This is a genomic window from Maritimibacter sp. (genome assembly GCF_016774595.1).
Classification (GTDB): Bacteria; Pseudomonadota; Alphaproteobacteria; order Rhodobacterales; family Rhodobacteraceae; genus Maritimibacter; species Maritimibacter alkaliphilus.
This window is the reverse complement of record NZ_JACBWT010000001.1, coordinates 829,070-853,323: the sequence shown is the minus strand read 5'-3', so window position 1 is coordinate 853,323 and position 24,254 is coordinate 829,070. Positions and strand designations below refer to the sequence as shown.

The 24,254-nt window shown below is 60.3% G+C and carries 17 protein-coding genes and 1 tRNA gene; 14 read left to right on the top strand and 4 right to left on the bottom strand.

What is annotated here, in order from left to right:
- Window positions 1–3: 3 nt before the first annotated feature.
- Complete coding sequence (locus tag HOY44_RS04230; RefSeq protein ID WP_287433224.1) at window positions 4–1,755, bottom strand: alpha/beta hydrolase; 1,752 nt, start codon at window positions 1,753–1,755, stop codon at window positions 4–6.
- Between the two features lie 164 nt (window positions 1,756–1,919).
- On the opposite strand from HOY44_RS04230, the gene HOY44_RS04225 reads away from it, so the two are divergent.
- From HOY44_RS04225 to HOY44_RS04210, 4 genes are all read left to right on the top strand, one after another.
- Entirely contained in the window at window positions 1,920–4,058 is a 2,139-nt protein-coding gene (locus tag HOY44_RS04225) for a caspase family protein (protein WP_287433222.1), read from the top strand.
- Between the two features lie 20 nt (window positions 4,059–4,078).
- Window positions 4,079–5,101 (top strand): S1 family serine peptidase, encoded by a 1,023-nt coding sequence (locus HOY44_RS04220; protein WP_287433221.1) that lies wholly within the window; start codon window positions 4,079–4,081, stop codon window positions 5,099–5,101.
- Entirely contained in the window at window positions 5,088–8,498 is a 3,411-nt protein-coding gene (locus HOY44_RS04215; RefSeq protein ID WP_287433220.1) for a CHAT domain-containing tetratricopeptide repeat protein, read from the top strand. The genes HOY44_RS04220 and HOY44_RS04215 overlap by 14 nt, the downstream gene beginning before the upstream one ends.
- Window positions 8,499–9,259: 761 nt before the next feature.
- Window positions 9,260–10,102: a ParB/RepB/Spo0J family partition protein gene (locus tag HOY44_RS04210; RefSeq protein ID WP_287433219.1), complete on the top strand. Its 843-nt coding sequence runs from the start codon at window positions 9,260–9,262 to the stop codon at window positions 10,100–10,102.
- Window positions 10,103–10,463: 361 nt separating this feature from the next.
- On the opposite strand, the gene HOY44_RS04205 is transcribed toward HOY44_RS04210, so the two are convergent.
- Window positions 10,464–11,426, bottom strand: a complete 963-nt coding sequence (locus HOY44_RS04205) for a hypothetical protein (protein ID WP_287433218.1) — start codon at window positions 11,424–11,426, stop codon at window positions 10,464–10,466.
- 188 nt (window positions 11,427–11,614) lie between these two features.
- Between HOY44_RS04205 and HOY44_RS04200 the strand changes: the two genes are divergently transcribed.
- From HOY44_RS04200 to HOY44_RS04190, 3 genes are all read left to right on the top strand, one after another.
- The gene (locus HOY44_RS04200; RefSeq protein WP_287433216.1) at window positions 11,615–12,160 is read left to right on the top strand and encodes a recombinase family protein; all 546 of its coding nucleotides are present in this window, start codon (window positions 11,615–11,617) and stop codon (window positions 12,158–12,160) included.
- Between the two features lie 71 nt (window positions 12,161–12,231).
- The gene (locus HOY44_RS04195) at window positions 12,232–12,984 is read left to right on the top strand and encodes a hypothetical protein (protein WP_287433215.1); all 753 of its coding nucleotides are present in this window, start codon (window positions 12,232–12,234) and stop codon (window positions 12,982–12,984) included.
- The gene (locus HOY44_RS04190) at window positions 12,981–13,754 is read left to right on the top strand and encodes a pentapeptide repeat-containing protein (RefSeq protein ID WP_287433214.1); all 774 of its coding nucleotides are present in this window, start codon (window positions 12,981–12,983) and stop codon (window positions 13,752–13,754) included. The genes HOY44_RS04195 and HOY44_RS04190 overlap by 4 nt, the downstream gene beginning before the upstream one ends.
- Window positions 13,755–13,878: 124 nt before the next feature.
- On the opposite strand, the gene HOY44_RS04185 is transcribed toward HOY44_RS04190, so the two are convergent.
- On the bottom strand, window positions 13,879–15,333 hold the full coding sequence (locus HOY44_RS04185; protein ID WP_287433213.1) for a tyrosine-type recombinase/integrase: 1,455 nt from the start codon (window positions 15,331–15,333) through the stop codon (window positions 13,879–13,881).
- 290 nt (window positions 15,334–15,623) lie between these two features.
- On the opposite strand from HOY44_RS04185, the gene HOY44_RS04180 reads away from it, so the two are divergent.
- The 5 genes from HOY44_RS04180 (at window position 15,624) to HOY44_RS04160 (ending at window position 21,714) form a co-directional block, all read left to right on the top strand.
- Entirely contained in the window at window positions 15,624–16,196 is a 573-nt protein-coding gene (locus HOY44_RS04180) for a thermonuclease family protein (RefSeq protein ID WP_287433211.1), read from the top strand.
- Window positions 16,197–16,376: 180 nt separating this feature from the next.
- The gene (gene drt3a / locus HOY44_RS04175) at window positions 16,377–17,672 is read left to right on the top strand and encodes an antiviral reverse transcriptase Drt3a (protein WP_287433210.1); all 1,296 of its coding nucleotides are present in this window, start codon (window positions 16,377–16,379) and stop codon (window positions 17,670–17,672) included.
- Entirely contained in the window at window positions 17,665–19,623 is a 1,959-nt protein-coding gene (gene drt3b / locus HOY44_RS04170) for an antiviral reverse transcriptase Drt3b (RefSeq protein ID WP_287433209.1), read from the top strand. Before drt3a ends, drt3b begins: the two co-directional genes overlap by 8 nt.
- Window positions 19,624–20,546: 923 nt before the next feature.
- On the top strand, window positions 20,547–20,717 hold the full coding sequence (locus HOY44_RS04165) for a hypothetical protein (protein WP_287433207.1): 171 nt from the start codon (window positions 20,547–20,549) through the stop codon (window positions 20,715–20,717).
- Window positions 20,704–21,714 carry a tyrosine-type recombinase/integrase gene (locus HOY44_RS04160; RefSeq protein WP_287433206.1) on the top strand — a complete coding sequence of 337 codons (1,011 nt, stop codon included), beginning with the start codon at window positions 20,704–20,706 and terminating at the stop codon, window positions 21,712–21,714. The genes HOY44_RS04165 and HOY44_RS04160 overlap by 14 nt, the downstream gene beginning before the upstream one ends.
- Before the next feature lie 61 nt (window positions 21,715–21,775).
- Here HOY44_RS04160 and HOY44_RS04155 read toward each other — a convergent pair.
- Window positions 21,776–21,849, bottom strand: a tRNA-Cys gene (locus tag HOY44_RS04155).
- Window positions 21,850–22,005: 156 nt separating this feature from the next.
- On the opposite strand from HOY44_RS04155, the gene HOY44_RS04150 reads away from it, so the two are divergent.
- Together HOY44_RS04150 and HOY44_RS04145 are read left to right on the top strand one after the other, a co-directional pair.
- A complete protein-coding gene (locus HOY44_RS04150; RefSeq protein WP_287433204.1) occupies window positions 22,006–22,659 on the top strand; it encodes a protein-L-isoaspartate O-methyltransferase family protein in 654 nt (217 codons plus the stop codon).
- A 30-nt stretch (window positions 22,660–22,689) separates the two neighbouring features.
- Window positions 22,690–24,150, top strand: coding sequence for a TolC family outer membrane protein (locus tag HOY44_RS04145; RefSeq protein ID WP_008334719.1), 1,461 nt, complete (start codon window positions 22,690–22,692; stop codon window positions 24,148–24,150).
- The last annotated feature ends 104 nt before the right edge of the window (window positions 24,151–24,254 follow it).

Sequence of the window (24,254 nt, the reverse complement as noted above, 5' to 3'; positions counted from 1 at the left end):
CGCCTAGTGCGCCATCAGGCGTTCCAGCACGGGGGTCAGGCTGTCGAGCAGCAGCGGGTCGCGCACGGTCTGGGTCAGGATCTTCTCGGCGGCGTCCAGACTGGTGACGCGGGCCTTTTGCAGATGCGTCATGATCTCGACCAGCGTGGTGTCGTCGCAGGCGCCCGCCTGATAATGCCAAAGCGTGAGCGTCCCGGCCTGTGCGGCACGCGGGGCCAGCCCGCAGCGTTGCGACGGGTCCGCGTTGCGCCAGAACAGCGTGACCAGATCGGCCAGCGCGGAACTGTCGCTTGCGAAATAGGTATGGGCCAGCATGTCGTCGCCAAGGTCCGACATATCCACGCTGTCTAGGTTCGGGTCGGCAAGCAGCAGGTCTCCGGCCTGACCCGCACGCGGTGCGCTGCCATGCAGGCGGCGGGACGTGGCGAGGGCGAAGTCCCGGTCCGAGGCATAGAGCGTCAGCCGTTCGGCCACCGGGCGGATCGTCGGCAACATGCCCGAAAACAGACCGGCATCCACGTCGGGCGCGGCGAAGACCACTTGAGAAAAGACCGGATCGTCGCCCTGTTCGATGTCGTTGCGCAACGCCATCAACTCCAGCGCATCGGTCAGCGCCCGGTTGCCCATGCTGTGCGCGACGATGTGGATCGTGCCTGCGCCGGACCGGGCGACGAGCTCGTCGAGGAAGTGGGTCAACCGCCGGGCCGACACCCGAACAGACGCCTCGTCCGCGGCATAGGCGAAGGCGCTGCCGCGCGAGGGCCATGAGTAAAGCACCGGGACACCCGGAAAGTTCATGTCATGGGCCATCTGCGCGGTGCGGCGGGCGGCCTTGGCGAACGGCACGTTGAAGCCGTGCACGAATACGAACAGGTCGTCGGCGGCCCGATCCTCAAGCCGCGTTCGCATCGTGTCGTAGAAGTCGCCGGGTTCGACCGGCACGACGCTGTGAAGCACGACATGCTTCGCCGGGTTCGGCCCGAACTCCAGCCGCCAGATGCTCGGCGCTTCGACGAGCGCGGGGGTGTGGTCCGGCGGAATGCTCACCATGGCGATGCCGAGTTCCAGCGCGTCCCCCCGCATGCCGGAATAGAAGGTCGAAGGCTGGCTTTCGTCCCCGCGCGCGCGGTCCGTCGCGTAGAAGACTTCGACCTCGTGAAAGCCGCCGTCACCTTCGCTACGGGTGGACCCGAAGCCAGAGGCCGGGGCTGAGGCGGCGAAGTCTGCGGAGGCCGCATAGCTTTCGGTGGCTGCCTCGTCGCCCGCCAGCCGGGCCAGATCGGCCAGACGCGCGAAGGTGGCGGACAGGATATCGCCCGACCGCCCGGAATCGCGCTGTTCGTCAAGGATGCCTTGAACCATCTCAAGCGCGGCGGCGGGATTGCCCGCCTGCACGAACAGCGTCGCCGCGGTGTCGTAAAGCGCGACCGGGTCTTCCTCCAGCACCTGACGTTCGCGCGCGGCAAGGGCGCCGAGCTGGGCAAAGAACCGCGCGGCTTCTTCGATCCGTCCGGCTTCGACGAGCAGTTCGGCCTTGAGCATTCCGAGGTCGAAGGTGATGCGCGGATCGGCCAGACCCGCCCCGGCAAGCGCCGCATCCACGCGGGCGAGCGCCTCGTCGATCGGCAGCGTCGAAAGGTCGGCGAGTTCGAGTTGCAGCCGCGCAAACGCACGCTCGGTCTGGGCGTTTGCCGGTCGCGGTGCGCTGGTCATCAGGATCGCGACAATCAGAAACGAAAAGCGCAGAAACGACATGATGAATCCCGGTTGCCGAACGTCGGGACATGCTATCGGCTGGTCCGTTTCTGTAAAGCCGTCGAATTGGGTCGTTTGGGAAATGGGCGAAATGGGCGTAGGCTCGGTTCGATAATTTCTCGAATCACAATTGCGCCAAAGTTTCTTTCGGTGGGGGAAGACCCGTGAAAACCGTCGCGCTCGTCATTGCGATCCTGATCGCGGCCCTGTGGCCGAGGTCGAGCCGTGCCGAGGTATCCGCCATTCTGGTGGGGGTTGCCGACTACACCATCGAATCCGGGATCAGAGATCTGAAGGGTCCGCCGAACGACGTGCGGCTTCTGGCGGATGCGCTGACCGGGCGCGGTGTCACCGACATCACGCTCCTCGCCGATCATCTGGAGGGCGGGACGCGACCGACCCGGACCGCGATCCTGTCGGCATTGGCAGAAAAGGCCGCGACCGTCGGCGCAGGCGATTTCGTCTTCATCCATCTCAGCGGCCACGGCACGCGGCAGACCGACCGGGACGGCGACGAAACCGATGGGTTGGACGAGGTATTTCTGCCTGCCGATGCGGGCCGGGCTGCCGAGGGCACGGGACTGATCGAGAATGCCATTCTGGATGACGAGATCGGGGCCGCCGTCGATGCGATCCGGGCCACCGGCGCGAATGTCTGGCTTGTCATGGATAGCTGCAATTCGGGCACCGGCCTGCGGGGTGTCGGCTCGAACGTCGCCACCCGATTTGTCGATCCCGCTTCGCTCGGCGCCTCGACCGAACGCGGCGCCCGGCGCGAAGATCGCGACGATGCGGGCAGCGCCGACCTGCCCGGTGGGATCATCGCGTTCTATGCCGCGCAAAGCTCCGAGCCCGCGCGCGAAGTCGATATGGGCGGCGAAGATCGGGGGGAGGACTGGTTCGGCGTCTTTACCTCACGCCTCGCCGCGCATCTGGTGGGCGAGGCGACCTACACCTTCCGACAGCTGTTCCAGGCGGTTCTGTCCGACATGAACGACCAGAGCGTGCCAGGCGCGGCCCGCCTGCAAACCCCGCTTTGGGAGGGCGATCTGATCGACGCGACCCTGTTCGGCGATGCGACCACGATCGGGGTGCGGCGCTTCCCCGTCGACGGCGAGTTGATCGGGGCCGGGCTGGTGCACGGGATGACGGATGGCACGCTCGTCGGATTGGTCGACGCGGCCAATGCCTCGTCCGGGGATTTCACGGGCCTCGCCCAGCTTGAAGCCGTGGGGGCGACCGACGCGCTCCTTCGACCCGTCGCACCGGATTGCGTGCCGATGGAGGCGGAGTTGTGCGACCTTGCCGGGGAATTGCCGGAAACCGCCCGCTTTGCCGAGATTCTGGCGCGCCCGGTGGACCTTCGTGTCGGCTTCGCGCCGCCGGTCGATCTGGCTTCGGGCGAGTCGCTTGCACCCGACCACCCTGTCGTCCTGGCCCTGAGTGATGCGATGGGCGATCCGGCCTTTGCCCTCAGCCTGTCGAGCGAAGCCTATGAGGTCGAGACCGTGTGGGACGGCACGGCGCTGTGGTTCGGTCCGCGCGCCACCGTCGGCGGCTTTCCGATCGGCCTGCGCTGGGCACCGGATGACGGGCCGCTCGGCCCGATCGTCACGCGCATCGCCAAGGCCGAAACCGCCGCACGGCTGTTCGGATCGCTTGCCGGGGCGGCGTCGATCCTGAACCCGAGCCCGGTCGAGGTGAAGACCGAGGTTCTCGCGGTCAACGCCGCCGATCTGCAACCGGCGGATGCCGGTGTGTCACCGCAGACGGAATGCCGGGCCGCCATCGGGCGCGCCAATGCCACGCCCGTGCCGCTCGCGCCTCACGCCGAACTCAAGCAATGCGACGGGCTGACGGTCTCGGCGCGTGGCGTCGTCGGCGGGGCGCGGGACGTGAACCGCATCCACATCGATTCACACTATTGCATCAACGCCCGCTATGCCCGGATCGAGGATGCGACGGCGGCGCAAAGGGTGGGCGAGGGGATGTTCCTGTGCTCGGACTGCCCGGGCGGCTACGGCGCCGGGGAGGAGCGCATGTTCGTCATTGTGTCCGAAGCGATGGCGAATGCGGAACCCCTGAACCTCGAAGGCCTGATCGAAAACTGCGGGTCTGCCGATGCCGCGACGCGCGGCGGTCCGCAAGTGACGGCGGTGAACGACTTTCTTTCGGGCCTGTCGTCGGGCCGCGTCACCCGTGGCGCCATGTCGGCGGCAGGCGTGGCGGACGTCTGGGTCGAAAGCTGGCGCTGGACGGTCGTGCCCAAACCGGTGGCTTTTCTGGAACTGGAATCGAATTGACCCTTTAGGAGGACGGACCCTTGAAACGACTTCTGATCCTTGCACTCGGCGCCGCGACGCTGGGTGCCCCGGCCCTGTCGCAGGGCCTTGACGGGGGCGAGCGCGCCCGGAGCGTCGACAGTATGCGCGACTATATCCTCGCCCGGCGGGCCGAAGCGGGCGAACCCGGCGATACGCGCATCGTCGGCGGACGCCCGGCGGACGAGGGCGAATGGCCCGCCGCCGTGTCGCTGCACGACACCGCCACGCTCGACGAAACCGGCGGCGACTTCTTCCTGTCCGAACTCTGCGGCGGCACGATCATCACGCAGGACTGGATTCTGACGGCGGCGCATTGCCTCGTGGACGAGGACGGTCAGGTGAAACCGGCGGATGCGCTCGTGGTCCGCTCGGCCTCGAACTCGATCTACGACGGCAACGTGAACCTCGCCGCCGAATTCGTCGTGCACGAGGACTACGATCCCTGGACGCTGGACAACGACATCGCGCTCATCCGGCTCGCACAGCCGATCTATGGCGGGGCCGGAACGGATACGATTCCGCTCATCCCGCAGGGGGCCGTGATCCCGAACGCGCCCGCGATGGTCGTGGGCTGGGGGATGCTCGACGACGGCACCTTTCCCCCGGTCCTGATGGAGACAGACATCAACGTGGTTCCGAACGCCACCTGCGATACCGGCATGGCCGAAGAGGCCCGCAAGCAGGTGGGCGGGGTGCTGCTCGACCTCGGCGACATCAACAACATCCCGATGGATGCGCTGGAACAGGCGTTCCAGATCCTCGCCAACAACATCGGGCCGGCCTTGTCGCAGAACATGATCTGCGCGGGCATTCCATCCGGTGCACGCAGTTCATGCAGCGGCGACAGTGGCGGCCCGCTGATGATGCAGGCGACCGATGGAACATGGGTGCAGGTCGGCATCGTCAGCTGGGGGCGCGAGGCGCTGGATGCCGAACATCGGTGCGCCCATCCGAACCTCTATGCCGTCTACACCCGCCTGTCGAACTACTTCGATTGGATCGCGGGGCATGTCGAAGGCTAGGTCGGCACTGGCCGTCGCGCTCGCGCTTCTTCTCGCGCTTCCCGCGGCGGCTCAGGACCTCGACGCCTTGAACGCGCAGGCCATCGCGGCCTATGGCGCGGGCGATGCCGAAACGGCCCTGTCCGTGACCGAGGACGCCGTGGCGGCGCCACCGGACGTGGCCGAGGCCAATCCCACGGCCTATCTTCTCGCGCTCAACAACCTGACCTTTCTGGTCATGGGGCAGGGCGACGCCCCAAGGGCCGATGACCTGAGCGCGCGGGCCGTGGCCTTCGGCGAGGCGCATGAGATCGACGACCCGGGGGTGCTGGGCACCGCTTTTCTTCAACGCGCACAAGTGCTGGGCCGGAGCGACGGCGCCGGACCCGCGACCGAGATGCTGCGCCGGATGATGCAGGTCACGCGTGACACGCCCGCGCATGGTTTCGCGGCCAGCGCGGCCGGCGATCTTGCCTTCGACCTTGGACGGTATGTCGAGATGCTCGGCTACTACCGCGAGATGGTGGCGGTGACCGGGGTCTGGACCAGCGCGCATGGCATCGACGTGTTCTACGACCGGCAGTTGGCGCTGGAAGCCGAGGGCGACATCGCGGCGGTCGCCGCGCTGATCGACACGCGCATCCTGCTCGTCGAAACCGCACAACCCCAACTTGCCGAGGAGTTCGCCCACAGTGCCCTCTGGACCAAGTTCTACATGCACTACGAGGCCGAGAATTTCGGCGAAGCGGCGGATGCCCTGACTTTCTGGGCGGGCGTCGGCACGATGACCGAGGACGAGCGCGAAAGCCTGACCGAGATCGCTGCGAATATTCTTGAGCGCACGCGACGCGGTGAACATGCGGAACGCAGCGCGGTTCAGCTTGGCTATGCCGAACTCGCGGTCGCGCTGGCGCGCATCGTCCATCCCGCGAACGATCCCCGCATCGGTGTCGCGCTTCGGGAACGGGCGGATGCCGAAAGCCGCCTTGGCCTTTATGCCCGTGCGGCGGCGACCTTGCAGGAGGCTTTGGCTTATCCCGAAGGCGGACGCGCCGCGATGGGTGAGCGGACCTTGTTGCTGGAAGACCTCGCCAACAACGCCTGGCAGATCGGGGCCTATGACCAATCGCGCGCGCTCTATGAACAGGCCGAAGTGTCCTACAACGCGGACCTTGCCGCCGGGATGGCGCCGTTCGCGCCCTTCGACCGTTCGGTGCTGGCCACCAACCGGGCGAAACTTGCGCTCGAAACCGGAGACATCGAGGCGGCCGCGGCGCTGAGGGGGGAGGCGGACGCGCTGCTGGGTGAGGCCCGTGCGGCGGGTCTTGGCGACGCGCAAGACCTGCGGCAACAGGTCGAGATCGCCGAGATCGACGCCTATCTCGCCGCCGCGACCGGGCGGGATGGCGTCGCGGCGACCCTGCGCTGGGTCGAGTTGGTGCGCCGCGGCTACCCCGATGTCCATGCAGATCGGGCGCAGAAACTTCACAACGCCGCCGATCAACTGATGGTTCTGGGGCGTTCCGACATCGCGCTCGACCTTCTGGCCGAGGCTCAGGTCATCGCCGCTCAGGCGCTGCCGCCGACCGCACCGTTGGCTGCCGAAATCGCCTTCCGGCAGGCGGTCGATGCCGTCATGCGGGGGGATCGTGACGCGGCCCGGACGTTCGCTGCCCGCACCGTCGCCGCCTACCGCGCGCCGGAGAACCGCGACGAGTTGGGGGCGAACCGCTGGACCTTCGACATCTACGCCTGGCTTCTGCTCGATCGAGATGCCCCGCCCCCTGAAGACATCGACGCGGCATTGGCGGCCGTTCAATGGACGCAGGTCAACCGCGCCGCCGAAGCCGTGGACCAGATGAACGCGCGCATGATGATCGACGACCCGGCACAGGCCGTTACGATCCGGGCGCGGCAGGATGTGGTCGAGGCTCTGACCCGCTCACGCTCGGCCCTGACGACCGCCTATGCGCGCGGTGAAGACCCGGCCACGCATCTCGAACGGCAGGCCGCGCTGTCGGACGCGCTATCGCGGACCGAGGCCGCGCTGGCCGATGCCGGGCTGGCCCTCACCGGGCAGGCCCCGATCACGCCGCTGACGGTCGCTGATATTCAGGCTTTGCTGACACCCGGCGAAGTCCTCGTCACCTTCCTGCTTCCGGGCCTGAAACCCGACGCGGTGCCGGGGCTTGGCCCAAGCTCGAACAAGGTGATCGCGATCGCGCGGGACGAGGTGCGGATCGCCCCCGTCGCCGAAGCGGGGCGCGGCAGCCTTGTCGCGCGAATCGCCGCCTTTCGATGCGAAATGGCGGTCAGCGACGGCGCATGTGGCGTAACGACAGGCAGCGCCACGATGCGCGGCGCCATGCTGTCGCTGGACGAAAATGCAGAGCCGGCGACCCCCGCCTTCGATTGGAACGTCGCTTACGGACTTTACGCCGATCTCTTCGGTGGGGTCCAAGACGTCCTGAACGCGGCCGATCACCTTATCATCGCGCCGCCCGGCGACCTGCTGAACCTGCCCTTCTCCGCGCTGGTCCGCGCGCCGGGGCCGCATGACCTCGCCTCCGCGCCATGGCTTGTTCGCGAGCATGCGATCTCGGTCCTGCCGTCGATTCCCGCCCTTTCGACGCTTCGGGCGCCGCATGAGGATCAGACCGAGGGCTTTCTGGGAATCGGTGACCCCATCGTCGGCGCGGATACGAGCATTGACTGCGCCGAAGTCGGTCTGGGGCTGCTGCGCGGCGGACAATCGTCGAATAGGGCGGTTCTGGGGTTCGACGCAGGCGGTCTGCGCCTTGCGGACCCGCAAGCCCTGCGCGCCTATGCCCGCCTGCCGGACACGCGCTGCGAGCTTGAGGCGATGCAGGATGCTTTCGGCAAGGGCGACCTGATCCTCGGACCCGCCGCCACCGAGACGAAGCTGAAGCGCCTCGACCGTGAAGGCGCGCTCGCCCGCTACGGCGTGGTCGCCTTCGCGACCCACGGCCTGATCTCCGGTGAGGCCGGAACGATTGCACCCGGCCTCCTTCTGACCCCGCCCGATGCACCGGGCGTGACGGACGACGGCCTTCTCACATCCGCGGAAATCGCGACGCTCGACCTGAACGCGCGTCTCGTGATCCTGTCGGCCTGCAACACGGCCGCGGGCGAAAACCCGGGGCAGGAGGGCCTGTCGGGCCTCGCCGGCAGTTTCTTCCACGCCGGCGCCCGCGCGCTGATGGTGACCCACTGGTCCGTCTTCAGCGACGCCTCCGCCCGCGTCGGATCCGGCATCGCCACCCGGATCGCAGCCAAGCCCGACCTGTCCAACGCCGAAGCCCTGCGCGAAACCGTGCTCGACATGTTGGACGGCGCGCAAACGGATTTCGAACGCCACCCCGCGTATTGGGCGCCGTTCGCGATCATCGGCGGGTAAGGGGGTCGTCGCGAGCGCCGCATCTGGGGGCAGGGCGCAGACGATCATGCGTCGCGCTTCGCTTGCGGGGATTGTGAGGACTGGCCACTCAAGGCGGTCTGGAGCGGGGGACCGGGCAGTTTGTGGGGAGGTATTGGAGGCGAGTACCGGATACGACGCCGGTTAACCTAAGTACCTGACTTTGAGTGATTTTACGCGCTGGTGTTGTCCATTCAATGTGTCGTCCTCAGTGGACCACAGGGTAACCCCAAGGTGGCAGCCGGAGCAAGATCGCAGAGAACCGGGGTGGGGCGGGTCTTCAGCTATGGCATTACCCGCCACCATTAGAAGAAAGCCGTCGCCTATCTCTCCGAAGTGTCAAACCCAGTCGCTGATGTCCCACAGGAGAAGCATCACCATGCGAAGTTGGTCTCCTGCGTCGTGTAGCAGCGCCATAGGCCTGCCGTACTGGCAACGGCCCTGCCTTGACCCTTAGGACACCTGATGCGACGACCACGGGTCCAACTGGGCTGACAATTTCCATCATCGTGGTGGTGCGAAGTTGTAGGGAAAACGGAAAGGAGCGAACCAGTGGAAGCCGAACTATAGAAGCGCACTGTCCGCTGACCCATGTGAGCATTGGAACTCAGGCCGCCGATGTGAAACCCTTGGGCCAACCGGATAGAGGGCAGCAAGGGTATACCACATCAGGGTGGTCCATTGGCATAGGCCCTCACACTACTACCAACGACCTTCAAGACGCTTAGGGGGCAAAGAAAAGCATGAAAAATCAATCCGATATGAGCGTCGTGAGGAGGAGTGTTTCGCTTAATTCTATTGAACAAAACACAGACGTTTTTCAGTTTCGACACTTCGACCTTGATGAACACCATGTAGACATGCTGATCGGCGCTCTCAGGCGGGGACAAGAGCTCGACGCATTGGTCCTATGGAAAGGCGGGGAGCGAGGCAACTTAACCGTCGTTGACGGCCACCACCGGCTTGAAGCCTACAGGCGGTACGGCAAGCATCGGAAGGTCCGGGCGCGTATTCACAGTTGTTCGCTGAACAGAGCTCGTCTGCTGGCGCTTAAGGACAACAATAAGACGCGCTTGGCAATGACCACTGCGGAACGGATGGATGCGGCTTGGCAACTCGTTTGCGTCGGCGAGACAGCTTACAGCAAAAGCGAGATTGTCGAGGCGACTGGCGTGGGTGACGGTTCGGTTGGCAGGATGCGACGGGACCGGAAACAACTTCTGAGACTAGACCCAGAGGCAGCACTTCCCAAGCACAGGTGGCAAGTCAAAGACCTCCTCGCGGGAAAGGAGAGGCGCGACTACACCGACGACGAGATCGACGAAATGATCGCCGCAAAGACAGCCAAACTCGACGAAGAGATCGGGAAGGCGCTGGGCTTTATGGCCGAGAACCAGATTGAGGCGGCGGCGGCCGTGGTGGCTAAGCGGCTGGGGAGGCAGGGCCTTAGCTTTCTCATCGAAGAACATGCCGACATCGCCGAAAACATCCTTGATCCGTATGGGGTCGAGCGCGACAGGTTCGAGAACGGCGACGAATGGAACCAAGAAGAAACCGACGTTGACGATGACTTCCTGTCGCGCTGACTTGCGACACCGATAAAGCGCCTGAGAGCCTCTTACAGGACCGACAAAGCGCAAGATCACCCACCGTGTCGCAACAGTGGGCGGAGGGCTCTCACAGGGCAGCACAGAGCCACACGGCCCCCATCAGCCGAACCTCGCTACTGTCCTCCCGTGAGGGCCGGGCAGCCACACCATCCGGCCTATTTTCGCCGCAGATTTCTCAGCGGGCGTACGTACTATTGCTTGGCGGCTTCGTTCCCCCATGGGGCTGCAACTGCATGTCCACGGAGATGTCATCATCCGAGGGGGGCAATTGGCTTTTTGGCTTACACCGTACGCTCAAGACTAAATATGGCGGTGAGAAGCAGGCGGACCATTTTGGCTATTGGCCGAGCATCCACCGGAACAACCTCATACTCTTGAAGGTTTGCTGGTGCTCAGCTGCAGCCCTATGTGCTTCGTTCTCGTCTTGGTTTGGGGTGTGTGCTCGCACCTGCTCAATCAGTCGGTGTAGTCGGGCTTTGCTCTTGGCTATTCCCACAACGTCGTTGGGTATCGCGGCTACGGCAGACGGTCTTTCCGAGGCGGTCAGTGCCTCCAACCGGTTACATATAACGGTTGCGGAACGGTCTGAGTTCTCAGCGAAGGACCGCTCGATCTCATGCACGATAGTTGCGTCGCGGGTGGGATTGCCCGTCAATTCGAACATCCTGTCGAGTAGCCTGAGATCAGCAAGGGCTGTTGCACTGGAATGTCCCGAATGGGCAAGAGGGACCAACATTGCCTCTGTCCACCTTTGGATGAGTTGGGCATGTTTCAAGTCGTCGGTGAAGGCGTCGTCGAATATAATGTAAACGGGACATCGTGGGACGACTTCGGAAATCTGAGTGTCGTAATGCGATATGTTCTGTGCACAGTCTTGCCACCTTCTTTCGAATGGCACCAAGCTTTGCCGGATGCAGTATTGCGGCGAGACAGCCACCACTGCATCTACGGCCAAGCGCTCGGCCAAGCGGATGGCGGCATGCGCACCCATACTTCCGCCCAGCGCGGTGACTTGATCATAACGCCTGCTGATCGCATTGGCAGCTTCGAGTGCCTCAGGAAGCTCAACTGAGTTGAACCAGTGGTTCTTCTTTGAGATGAAGAAGAGACCGGACAAGCCCAAGCGGTCAACTGTTCCGGACCATCCATCAACTTTGGCGCCGCCGTCCCTTTCGAAACTCGTAAAGGTGATGGCAAGACGTTGGCCGCCTTCGTGAAAATCCAATGCGATGTCGTTGCCATCGAATACTCGCAACACCAACCTGCTTGCTCCCTTTGGATCAGTGATTTGATACTCCAACGATCTACTGAGATGCAAACTATCCGAAGTAGCGTGCCGGGTCGAATGGTGATCGGAGGTTCCTTTTGGGTATACCCTTAGGGAGCATTTCCACGGTACAGAAATAGTGTTCCATTAGGGTTGTATTCGGAATTATGGGGCGATAGGTGGGGAGGGTCTAAGACCCAAAAGGAACACAGGAGCAACCCATGTCCACCTACGGCTACGCCCGCGTTTCCACGAGCGACCAAGACCTGACCGCCCAGCGCGAAGCGTTGTTGGCTGCGGGCTGCGACAAGGTCCGAGAGGAGAAGGTGAGTGGGACAAGCCGGAAGGGGCGGATCGAACTGCGGACATTGCTCGACTTCGTCCAAGAGGGAGACACCCTTGTAGTGACCCGGCTGGACCGTCTGGCGCGTTCGATGGATGACCTGTCCGCGATTGCGCGAGAGCTGCAAGAACGCGGCGTCGCGCTGAGAGCGACGGAGCAACCCGTGGACACTGGATCCGCTGCGGGCAAGGCCTTCTTCCAGATGCTCGGTGTCTTCGCGGAGTTTGAGACGAACCTACGACGCGAGCGTCAGATGGAAGGGATCGCCAAGGCGAAAGAGAACGGCGTCTACAAGGGCCGCAAGCCTACCATCGACGTGGATGAGGTTAGGCGGCTACACGCTGAAGAGGGCAAAGGTGCGACCGAAATAGCGAGGACGCTCGGCATCGCACGGACTTCAGTGTACCGGATCTTGGCCAGCTAGTGCATGCCACCCACAGTTGATCATTGGCCCAAGGTCCGACACTCTCAGCTGGGTTGGTAGGAGGCCGTCTCTTGGAACCGAAATTTTTGCATGCCCCTTTGAACCCACTGCCCGAATTGACGGAACTGCAGCTGCGGATTTCAAGTGCGGGCGAGACATACGAGCTGATGTGCCAGCTTGTGTTCGCGGACACGACCATTGGATTGGGTGGAAGCGAGTATCGAGTGGGCTTCTCGCAAGCGCGACTTCAGTTGGACTTGGAAGGTTGTGAACGGGTCTTGGGTTCCGACTACGGCAGTGAACGACTACCACAGCTCGACGAAACTGGCTCCGGTAGTAGCCAGCAATCCATCGGCTTCGAAGGTGGGATCGGGGCGTCGCCGGAAGCAGTTACGGCGAATGTCACTGCTAGGGCGGGGCGGAGTGGAAAACAGGAACACTCGAAGGAGCTGAAGCGAACCCACTTGCCAGTCGTGGCCCTGCCCAATGGATCATGGAGGATAAGGGCGTTGTCTGCCGGATGTGCCCGTAATGACTTGCTGTCCGGGACTGCGATCGCGGGAGAGCGCCTTTGTTCCTTGGAGCGGTCACAGGGCGGGAACCGCATCGCTGTCATTGGCGAGCTCCAAGTGGCTGGCCGCCACGTGGTGGTGCAGCCCGTAGGAGGAGAGCGGATCGGAAAAAAGCTGAAGCTGTGGGGCAACAAAGAAGCGGTGATCGCGAAGGTCCTCGAGAAGGCTATGCGGCGGGAAGCTTCGCAATCCGGTGAGGGCCACAGCATGAGCACCGTGGTGGTTTCGAAGTGCGAGGTGTCAGAGCAATGACGCGGCTACTAGAAGACATCCTGACGGACCAAGAACGGGAAGCGATCGAAGCCCTTCAAGCGGCCCAAGTTGTCCGGTTCGACCTTCTTGTTGCTATGTCCGGTCTCGACCCAGCTAAAGACTTCCGTCACACTAACTTGCGTGGTCTCAATTTCTGCGGTGCGGACCTGCGGGGCTATGACTTCACCGGCGCGGACTTGCGCGATACCGCTGTCAGCCTAAGCACCCTAATCGACGAAACGACGATCCTCCAAGATGCCGACATCCGCTGGGTCAGGGAGGAAGACCTCCAGATCGTCACTCTGATGCAGTCAGTGCAATCGGCGCGAACGAGCGCGGAACGTCGACATCAACTCGTGCGCATTGAGGAAAACTTCGGCCGCAGCGAACATGTGCTCCAATTCGTGGTGAATGCAGCGAATGACCAAAAGGACATTGATGCCTTCATCGACTATGTCGCGTTCCTCCCGGAAAACGCTCCTCAGCGTATCGTTGGACAGATGGCCGATCTCGGCGCGAGACTACTGCGTCGAGAAGGGAATAGGGCAAGAGCCCGGACAAGGCGGTCTTCAACCCAAGGCTTCACTGTGGCTCGCGTTGTGGAGCGCCTAGAAGAGACGCCTCGGACCGACACCCTTGCCAATGCTTGGCTGCGTGAGCTAGCGCTCCTCAACGATGCGAGTGACACGGGACGTGAGCTTAGAGGGTTTGCCGTCGGCCTCGACCTCGGAGACCTTGCAAATGCGCTAGACCAGCTCGTACGTCGCTAGCTGTGTCCTACCAAGCTTTTGCTTGGAAACTCGGCACTTGGGCGCTTCGACCGGAAGCGGTCTCGGCCCTCTGGACGACAAGCCTTAGCCTGACAATTTGCAGGCGCACCAGTGAGAATGATAGCTAGAAGCCGATCAGATAGTCTGAACGCTCTAGCTCCTGCCAGATTTGTTCCTGAGCCTCCTCAAGCTGCTCCTTCAGCAAGCCATGGTCGTACACGGAGTTCGAGGTCTTGGGACCCGCCCAGCCTCCTAAGTCGTTGACGTCGGGCTCGGCCACTCCAGCGCGGCGAGCTGCGGTTCTCCATGTGTGCCGGGTGGAGTGCAGTGTTACTCGGCCCTCACTCTCTTCGCCCAAGATCTTCCGCCTGAAGTCAATGAACCAGCGCGTGACAGCGCCACAGGTGCCTGTGGAGGGCTTGATGGGCCATTCGGGGAATACCCTACCCGTTTGGCCATGAGCACTCAGGCGAGCGCCCATAAGGGCTCTGGCGTCGCCAACAAGGGGCACGAAGCGGGCCGCGTTCGACGACTTGCCTTCGCGGATGTAGAGCCCTGATGCGTCAGGTTCGACGTCGGCCACCTCAAGCAACACCAGTTCGTTGATCCGAGCTCCGGTTGCGAGTGCGAGGCGGAATGCGTCCCCTTCACGGGTACCTCGCGGCTTAGGTGCCAGCAGCGCTTGTACCTCTGACGCCGTGAATGCTTCGCGCACGCCTTCATCCCGTTTCCTGTCGCGAGGGATGGAGCAACCGAAGTCCCACGGGTTCGACCTGTACTTGGCGGACGTGAGTTCACGGTCAGAGATGGCCCAGTCCCATAGCTTCCGGAGCATGGTGACGTACTTCTCGGCGGTGCGAGCTGCCATCGGCTCCTTGGTCTTCTTGGAAGTGATTGAGGGCAAGTAGTCCTGACGAAACGACCGTGCGAGCTTCGGGGTCACATCCTCTAGGCAAGCCGCATCTTCTGTGTCCACGAGGAAGTCGCGCAGGTGACTGACCGCGATCTCGACTTCCTTCACGGTCGCACGTTTCAGTGGCTTGAAGCCGAAGGGGTTATCGGGGCTCCGCTCCCGGATGTACTGCGGCACCGCTTCTGACAAGGGGAAGCCGCTGCCCTGTGCCACCCTCGCGAAGCGGCGGAGGGTCTTGGTGGGCGGCGCGTCCCGTCCTTCCTCTTCCTTCTCAAGGCGTCCTGAAAGGGTCAGGGCAAGGATCTCGGCCTCATGGCCGGTAGGGTCGGCTTCTCTCGCTGCGGCGATTTCTTCGCGCCATGCGAGGGCGGACTGCATGGTGAAGCCGTCTGCCGCTTCGGCACCCATCTCAAGCGCCCGTATCTCCCCAAGGATGACATCACGGCGCTGTCGCGCTGTGGGGCGGTGGCGGGTGTTCAGCCCCTTCTTGATCTCGTTTCCGAATGGCTTGCCGGTCCAAGGGTTTTCCCTGCCCCTCAGTTTTTCCGGGGTCACCATGCGGAAGACATAGCCGCTTCCGTCCCCTCTCGCTTGCTTGAGGTAGCGCATTTCACCCGTGTCCTTCCCTTCGATGTGGTCCAAGTTGGACAACTTCTTAGTGGACAACAGGCGGTTTTCCTCAATGTTTTCAGGGTGATAGGGGTATTGGAGGCGAGTACCGGAATCGAACCGGTGTACACGGATTTGCAAGAGTAGGCTTGTCTTTGAATTCATTAGATTTCGTGTTTAGAGAACTGCCGAATAAAGCATGAACGTAGCGTGAATGTTTAGACGGATACCTGCGTGAATGTCACAATTCGAACCACACCTTTTGGGTGTGGGCTGAACCATCCTTTACAGGCTCCCGTTGAGTCGTCATCGTTTGGAATCATGAAAGAAATTTTGAGACCAAACGCATGTTGACCCGTGTTCTTCGACTCCTGTTTTCATCAAGCTCGGAGAGCAAAACCACAAAGCAGTACCACAGGACCGAAGAGTTCGTTCGATTTGACCCCAATCGAAGCACTCGTCCTGCCCGGCCTAGGCCAGTGCCGCGCACTACAACTCCGGCCAAGCATCCGCCAGTGGTTGATCGCAATCTCGAGACGACTATCACTGGCAAATGTTACGTGATCGATGGTGATACGATCCAAATCGGCAAAGTCAGATTGCGCCTCGCGGGCATTGATGCACCGGAACTGGATCACCCTTGGGGTCAGAAGGCAAAATGGGAATTGGTCCGCCTCTGCAAGGGAGCAGTGATAACCGCTGAGCTTGAGCAAGACATTTCCTACGACCGACTGGTCGCAACCTGCTACTTGCCTGACGGCCGGGATCTAAGCGCGGAAATGGTAAGGTTGGGCTTTGCGCTCGATTGGCCAAAATTCTCAAAAGGCAAGTACTCACACCTAGAGCCAGAAGGAGCGAGGAAGAAGCATTGGAAAGCAGCTGCCCGTCAGCGAGGACATATGCACGTATTCCACAAATAGTGACAGACACCTTACTAAAGCCGACGTCAAGGAGGCAAATCGGATGCAGCGTTGAAGCAAGTCAAAGCGTACACCTAAAAAGATCGATTGATAGCCAGCACTTTTGGAGGCGTAAATCTGATTGTAGCTTTCGCAGTCAAGAGTTGCTAACCATGAATCAGCCCTTGCGGATTAATTTCAATGTATTCACATCCATTCTCTAAGAACTCGTTAAAGAACGCCACAAGAGCAGGCGACTCCCAACGCTACGACGTTGACTTAGAGACCGATTTTGATACCATCATAGAAGAAGCGGCGCAGAAAATAGTCGATGACTCTCTAGATTTTGGGCATAAGCGAATTTCTGTTCAAGGGGGACGCCAACTTTTTTTACTGGACGACTATATTACCGTTCTGTCGCTTCGAGCGGCCGCCGCGGCTGTTGCAAAATTAAATCGAATTCGGCCGACAAGCAGAGATAGCATTGTTCAAGGTACGCTGGAGGCGCTATTTGATGCCACACCATCCCATGTAATCAGATGTGACTTTTCTTCCTTTTATGAGAATATCGACGTAGGTCAGGTAATAGAAGATATCTATGCGGACACGCGAACCCATCCATACCTTAGGCGAATCTTAGACGGCCTTGAGAAAAACAATATTCTTGAATCTGCAACTCCCGGAATCCCGCGTGGCCTTGGCTTAAGCGCGACGCTCTCCGAGCTCCGTCTAAAGGAATTCGATGAATCCATTCGCAAACTACCGAACGTATATAGATACTTCAGATTTGCTGATGATTTTGTTGTTTTCACAATCGGCGATCCAGATAGTACTATTAAGCATATACAGGGTTTGTGTGGTGAAGATTTGAAGCTAAACAAGCAAAAAACAAGAGTTCATCCGATTCCGACATTGAAGGATACTGACAAAAGCCCTTGTGCGGAACTACCTACAAAAATCGATTTCTTGGGTTACAAGTTTCTCGTGTCGCAGGGCATTCGTGGTCAAAACTCACGTGCAGTGCGTGTTACAATTTCGGACAGCAAGATCAAAAAGCGCAAAACTCGGACGATCCTTGCGTTAAAAGACTTTGTAAAGTCGGGAGACGGCGAGCTGCTGCTTATGCGACTGCGCTTACTAAGCAGTAATATGTCGATCCGTCGCTCAGGGCAGACTAGTGGCTCTCGAAAGTCTCGGGTCCAGACGGGCATTTTTTACAATTATCGCGCGTGTGGAAACTACGGCTGTTTGCGGGGGCGCCCAATCCTGCATTCGGACCAAGCAGTACCTGAATTGAATCAGTTGGATGGTTTTCTTCACTCCCTTTTGTGGCGACCAAATAGTGAATTCTTTCACGATATTCAGACGAAGCTAACCGCAGGACAAAAAGACCGGCTTCGGAAGTTATCCTTCAAACAGGGTTTCCACAAGAAAATGACGATACGATTGTCGCGCCGTGAGGCCTCCATGGCGAGAAAGGTTTGGCGACATGCTTAACTTTGAAAAGCTAAAAAGGCGTGCTGTTCTCACAGAAACCCTTCCGTACGAGGTCCCCACGGTGTTCTCTAATGAGTTCATGTTTGCGTCGGAACTGGTGGTCAATACGCTCCCGGACGAACTAAGGCGCTTGCTGACGGACTCAGACTACCGGAGACCTTTGAGAATAGACGCCTACACTATTCCTTTCAACTTCACCGCCCGCAAAGGATCGAACTCCCAAAACACCCTGAGCATTGTCCATCCATTGAAGCAATGTGATTTCGCGGATTTTGTGTACGAGTATTCGGCCACACTGCTTGAACAATGTAACAAGAGCCCTGCATCGCTAAGGGCACCCGCTGAGGTAGTGCCTTTCCTTTCTGAGAGGGAAGCTGAACTTTTGTCAAAGTCGCAGGACGATTTCATTAGTCAGGCCCCGCAGGACGGCATGTCGGGCGTCGATTATGCTGCATCGTTTTTCTCTTTGAGGAAGTACACCTTGCTTGATGGATTCTATAAGTCTAATGAGATAATGCGGCTGGAAACAAAGTTCCCCTATCTACGTACCATCGACGTTTCCAAGTGTTTTTTTAATATATACTCCCATTCCGTGACGTGGGCCGTTAAAGAGAAAGCTTTCTCCAAGAGTCACTCGTCGAAGTACTCATTTGAAGGGCGCTTCGACCAGATCATGCAGAAAGCCAACTATAACGAAACGAATGGAATCCCAGTTGGGCCCGAGTTCTCACGGGTTTTTGCGGAAGTGATCTTTCAGCGGATTGATTTAAACATAATCGAAAAGATGAAACCGCTTGTCTTTGGGAAAGACTTCACAATCCGGCGGTACGTTGACGACTTCTTCCTGTTTGCGTTGAACCCCGAGACGATAGATAGCCTCACAAAGTGCGTTGAGGCCTGCCTTGAAGAATACAAGCTTTATCCCAACACGCGGAAACAATCTGACTTTTTCAGGCCATTCGTGACCAACATTACTCGAGCCAAGAAGGGTGTGGAAAACAGTTGCGGAGCTCTGATTGAAATCAGCGCACGCAGCCTGACTAGAAACCGCGATACCCTTGATGATAGCAGGGAGGCGGACGTCGCAAGAAAGACTATCAAAGAGACTTCAAAGGCATATCGTGCAACCCTCGAAGAAATTAGGCATGTGATTGCCGAGACAAAATCTACTTTTAGTGAAGTTAGCAGCCCAATTTATAGCAAGATTATTGAAAGTTTGCTAATCCTCTCAAAGATGACGCCGAGTGAGGCGCAAGGGTACTCGGAAGATATTTCAACTCGCCTAAGAGGGCTTCTTCGCATACTTTTCTATAGTCTCGCGTCGGATTTTCGTGTTGCTCCAATATTCCGTTGTCAGAAGGCGGTAGGCTTGGCCCGGCAAGTTGCCGGGCGCATAGGTGAGGAAGGCTCGCAGGTGCTTGACGCTTTGATCATCTTTGAGTTATCAGAGCTGTTTACCAACTACGCTTCTAACGAAGAAGCTGGATGCGTGCCGATTGAAGTCTGCAACATCGTGGTATTGGCTTCACTCGTTGATGCGAACCTTTTTGCAAAGCAGCCGCCGGTTCAGGAATTTTTGAGAAGTGCCGCACAAAAGACGGAGTTTTCATATTTTTCCTTTTTGTGCATTCTTTTTTTGGTTGGTAAAGCGGAGGGTGACTTTTCAGCTATCAAGGGTCATATTGCAAAGAGTGTGCGCAAGCGTCTGTTGGCGGAAAAAAATGAACTGCGCCGTTCATCGGAAGTCTATCTATTATTTTCTGATTTTGTTAGCTGCCCCCACCTAGACGAGGCTCTCAGAGCACAGGTGATCAACGAGATGTTGGGGGTCGCGGTGGCACCTGTAGAGGTGGCCACAATAGCTCCGCATTTTGCCTTTGTGGATTGGACCGGGAACAAAGCACCGTACATCCTGCACCGTAAGCGCTTGCAGCCAGTCTACTCGTTCTGATACGGTCCATTCGGGCGGTTGCTCGAGAGCGCGATCTGCTGGCGGGTAGTTTCTTCGAGGCCTCCGTTTCAGATTTGCTTACACTTTCGTCTCTCCAAGGCCTTCGTGCGAATGGAGATTCGTTTGCTGGTCCACACACAACCGAGCGCGCCCAACTTTTCCTCTCTACAAAAGCCGAGCCTTTGGTGTCTGCCCTGCCATCGTGAGTCCCTGTATGTGACTATTGTAGCGACCTTCCGTTGTCGCCCTATCGTGTTTTTAAGCGCGATCAACATACAGGACTCGGGTGCGTTGTTCGCGTTGTCGGCAATCGACCGCCCGTAATCAGATAGCTAGAACCAACGGAGAGCCGTTTAGACGGCGCCCTAGAGGCCCGTCAGCGGCTCCGAGGTGGGGCTAGTGCCGCTGCGGATGAGAAGGCCGTTTAACGGCGCGTTCTGCGCGTCCTGAGATTGGCAGTTGCCAACGGCTTTCGAAAGCGACTCTCAGAACTCTGCTCGTCACAGCTCCGGCCCTCCGTAGATTCCATCTATCGGAGGAGGGCCGGTGCGTCCTCCCCCCTTGTTCCTCTATGCATTTAGTGACACAGCGGCGAAGTCATCCGGGACAGCTGTCGGGCGAAAATCGCGTCAAGGATTTTGTGCGATCAGTGCGCACTTTACGGAAATTGGTGTTGCGTTGGGGCAACTGCAGGTTTGCCGAAAGTTCCTATATATTTACTCTATGCATTTAGTGACACAGCGCCAAGCGTTCAGCGACAGCGCGCGGGGTGCAATTCTGGCAATTCGTTTTGGAGTTCTTGCCGCAGATTCAGCCCCCTTCTAGATTCTCCCCCAGACGATGTTTGCATGAACATTCTCGTTCATTCGCCACTAGGCGCGCGAACTACGGCAAGGGAAAGGATCTGGAGGCTGATACGGCAAATGGCAACGACAATCGCACAGAAAGCACTTGGCTTGCTGGCCGCGTTTGAGCGGGCCGGACGGGAAGTTAGCCAAGTCACCTTCGACGGCAAACGCATTGAGCTTGTGCTCTCGAAACGCGCGGAGCAGGACGAATTTGAGAGGATAGACATGCGTCATGACAAAACGTGAGCTTCCGAAGCACATCTACCGCCAGCGGAACGGATTGTACTTCCAGCGTCGGGGTTGGAAGACGCGAAAGATCAAGTCCGAATTTGGGACGCCTGAGTTCTGGACCGAGTACGCCAGCCTCATCGCTGGAATGACTGGAGCGCCAAAGGCGTCACATAGGTCCTTCACCGCTCTGGTGAAGGACTACCACAAATCCCCCAGGTACAAACGTCTCAAGCCGCGCACGGCGTTGGACTATGACAAGTACCTGAACTTCTTCCTTTCGATCATGGCAGATGCCAACCCCGCCAATATGCAACGCAAAGACGTCATTCGGATGCGCGATGCCAACGCAGACAAACCGTACTTCGCGAACTATTCGCTTCGAGTTCTGCGTGTGCTCATGGAGCACTGTGTCGATCTGGGCTGGCGTGAGACGAACCCTGCCAAGGGGGTGCCAGAGATCAAAACCGAGAGGGCAGGGCGTGAGCCGTGGCCCCGTGAGCTACTCGACGCTTTCCGCGAGGCGTGTCCGCTTGGGACGCGCGAACGGCTCGTGATGGAGCTTTGCGTCTGCACGGGCCAGCGGATCGGCGATGTGCTCGAAATGCGCTGGTCTGACATTCAGGACGGCGCGTTCGTCGTGAAGCAGAACAAAACCGGTAAGGAACTCTGGGTTCCGATCCTGCCCGAACTGCAAACTGCGCTGGATGCGGCCAGCCGTCATTCGGTGTTCATCCTCACGAATGACCGGGGCACAAACCGCTGGTCCTATCGCGGCGCGTCCCACGCCGTGATGACCGTTCGTAAGCAAATCGGCGCGACCGAGTACGACATTCATAGCTGGCGCTACAACGCGGCCTGCGAGCTTCTTGAGGCTGGATGTGAGGACGATCTGATCGCCTCCGTGACGGGCCAAAGCCCGGCGATGGTGCTGCACTACACCAAGAAGGTGCGGCAGCGCGTTAGGGCGCTCCAAGCGCAGAAGATGCGAACAGAACAAAAACAGAATGTTTAGACAAATGTTTAGACGGGCTTCCCCGCTTTCGCGGGAAATCGTCTAAGTCATTGAAAAGAAATGGAGGCGAGTACCGGAATCGAACCGGTGTACACGGATTTGCAATCCGCTGCGTCACCACTCCGCCAACTCGCCGAAGGGTGCGGGGGAGATAGCCCAAGGGGCGGCGTGGTGCAAGGGGGTAACGGGAGGGGAACGCGCGGGCTGCCGAAGGGTCGCGCACCGTTGCGGCCCCCGGGGTTCTGTGGCAAGACCTTGGCCAAGCCAAAGCGCCACACAGGACGGGATCCCATGAGCGATTTTCAGACCCGCCGGACGATGATGGTGGATACGCAAGTCCGCCCCTCCGACGTCACCAAATATCCGATCATCGACGCCATGCTGACCGTCCCCCGCGAGGACTTCGTGCCGGACGACCAGCGCGAGGCGGCCTATACCGAAACCCAGATCGAACTGGCGCCCGGGCGTGTGATGCTCGAGCCGCGCAGTTTCGCGAAAATCCTCGATGCCCTGTCGATCCAGCCCACCGAGCTCGTCCTGACGGTCGGGTCCGGGCTGGGCTACGGTGCCGCGGTTCTGGCGCGGCTTGCCGATTTCGTCGTCGCGGTCGAAGAGGATGACGGGCTGGCGGGCGAGGCGGAGGGCCGTCTGGCCTCGGACGGTGTCGACAATGTCGCCGTCATTAAGGCGCCTCTGGTCGATGGCGCGGCCAAACACGGTCCCTACGACGTCATTCTGATCGAAGGTGCGGTGGAAACACTTCCCGCGACGTTAACCGATCAACTGCGTGAAAATGGTCGCATCGCCGCACTTTTTACCGAGGGCAACCTTGGAATCGTGAAGGTGGGGTACAAGATTGACGGAGCCGTGAACTGGCGGTTCGCCTTCAACGCCTCCGCGCCGGTCCTGCCGGGGTTCACCAAAACCAAGGATTTCGCGCTCTGACGCGATGACCAGAACAGGGACGGGCACCGGATGACACAGAAGCTGACGCTGAAGCAACGGGTGGCGGGGTCGCTCGCGGCCATGACGGTTGCCTTGTCGCCGCTGGCCGCAGGGGCCGAAACGCTGTCGGACGCGATGGTTTCGGCCTACAAGACCTCGGGCCTGCTGACACAGCAGCGTGCGCTTCTGCGCGCCGAGGACGAAAACGTCGCGGTCGCCGTGTCCGCGTTGCGCCCGGTCATCTCCTATTCCGCCCAGACCAACCTCGGGTATAGCGATCCCGATCTGCGGCGCACGTCGCCCACCGGCCTCCCGTCCGAGACGTGGAGCGGCACGCTGGCCCTGTCGGCGCAGCTTCTGCTGTTCGATTTCGGCGCGACCGACAAGCGGATCGAGATCGCGCGTGAAAACGTCATGATGGCGCGCGAGGCGCTTGTCGGGGTCGAGCAGAACGTACTGCTGAACGCCGTGACCGCGTATCTCAACGTGCTGTCCGCCAACGAATCCGTGGCGCTTCAGGCCAACTCGGTGCGTCTCATCACGCAGGAATTGCGCGCGGCGCGGGACCGGTTCGAAGTTGGTGAGATCACCCAGACCGACGTTTCGCTGGCCGAAGCCCGCCTTGCGGCCGCGCGGGCGGCGGAGGCCTCGGCGCAAGGCAACCTGATGGTCGCGCGTGAGGCTTACAAGGCCGCGACGGGGCATTACCCCGGTCGCCTGTCGCCCCCGCCGGCACCGCCCAGCATCCCGTCGACGGTCGAGGCCGCCAAGGCGCAGGCGCGCGGGCGTCATCCGGATATCCTCGCCTCGCAGCGGGCGGTGAGCATTTCGGACATGTCGGTGGAACTTTCCAAACTCAGCACGATGCCGACGCTTACCGCGAACGTGACGGCGCAGACCGGCGTCAGCACGACGACGACCTATGCCCCCGCACCTGTGGGAACGACGACATCGAACCGCAATTCGGCTGGTGTGTCCGGCGGCCTCACGCTGTCCGGCCCGATCTATTCCGGGGGTCGCCTGTCCGCCCTCTATCGGCAGGCGCTGGCACAGGCCGAAGCATCGCGGGCCGCCTTGCTCGTGACCGTGCAGGGCATCGAACAGACGGTCGGCAACGCCTGGGCGCAACTGTCGATCGCGAGCGCGAGCCTTCAGGCCACCGACCGTCAGATCCGGGCGAGCCGGGTGGCCCTACGGGGCGCGCGGGAAGAGGCGACGCTGGGCGCGCGCACGACGCTCGACGTGCTGAACGCCGAGCAAGAATTGCTCGACGCGCTTGCGAGCCAGATTCAGGCCCGCTCCGACCAGTATGCCGCAATCTACAACCTGCTTGCTGCCATGGGCCTCCTGACTGCCGAGCATCTGCGGCTGGGGATCGCCACCTATGACCCGTCGGCTTACTACAACGCCGTGCAGGACGCGCCATTGCGCGTGGTCAGCCCGCAGGGCGAAAAACTCGAGCACATTCTGGAAGCTCTGGGAAAACGCTGAGTTTTTAAGGGTTTCCTAACTGAAGCATGGGTTAATGCCGTCCAGCGGATTGCCCGAAGGGCGTCGGGTGGGTATTCTTGGGGCCGAGGCTGATCGAGGCAGAA

Bases quoted from the DNA above. Each gene is read 5' to 3' on its own strand.
- HOY44_RS04230 (WP_287433224.1), bottom strand. From the start codon at position 1,755: ATGTCGTTTCTGCGCTTTTCGTTTCTGATTGTCGCGATCCTGATGACC.
- HOY44_RS04215 (WP_287433220.1), top strand. From the start codon at position 5,088: ATGTCGAAGGCTAGGTCGGCACTGGCCGTCGCGCTCGCGCTTCTTCTC.
- HOY44_RS04210 (WP_287433219.1), top strand. From the start codon at position 9,260: ATGAAAAATCAATCCGATATGAGCGTCGTGAGGAGGAGTGTTTCGCTT.
- HOY44_RS04200 (WP_287433216.1), top strand. From the start codon at position 11,615: ATGTCCACCTACGGCTACGCCCGCGTTTCCACGAGCGACCAAGACCTG.
- HOY44_RS04190 (WP_287433214.1), top strand. From the start codon at position 12,981: ATGACGCGGCTACTAGAAGACATCCTGACGGACCAAGAACGGGAAGCG.
- HOY44_RS04180 (WP_287433211.1), top strand. From the start codon at position 15,624: ATGTTGACCCGTGTTCTTCGACTCCTGTTTTCATCAAGCTCGGAGAGC.
- drt3a (WP_287433210.1), top strand. From the start codon at position 16,377: ATGTATTCACATCCATTCTCTAAGAACTCGTTAAAGAACGCCACAAGA.
- drt3b (WP_287433209.1), top strand. From the start codon at position 17,665: ATGCTTAACTTTGAAAAGCTAAAAAGGCGTGCTGTTCTCACAGAAACC.
- HOY44_RS04165 (WP_287433207.1), top strand. From the start codon at position 20,547: ATGGCAACGACAATCGCACAGAAAGCACTTGGCTTGCTGGCCGCGTTT.
- HOY44_RS04160 (WP_287433206.1), top strand. From the start codon at position 20,704: ATGACAAAACGTGAGCTTCCGAAGCACATCTACCGCCAGCGGAACGGA.
- HOY44_RS04150 (WP_287433204.1), top strand. From the start codon at position 22,006: ATGAGCGATTTTCAGACCCGCCGGACGATGATGGTGGATACGCAAGTC.
- HOY44_RS04145 (WP_008334719.1), top strand. From the start codon at position 22,690: ATGACACAGAAGCTGACGCTGAAGCAACGGGTGGCGGGGTCGCTCGCG.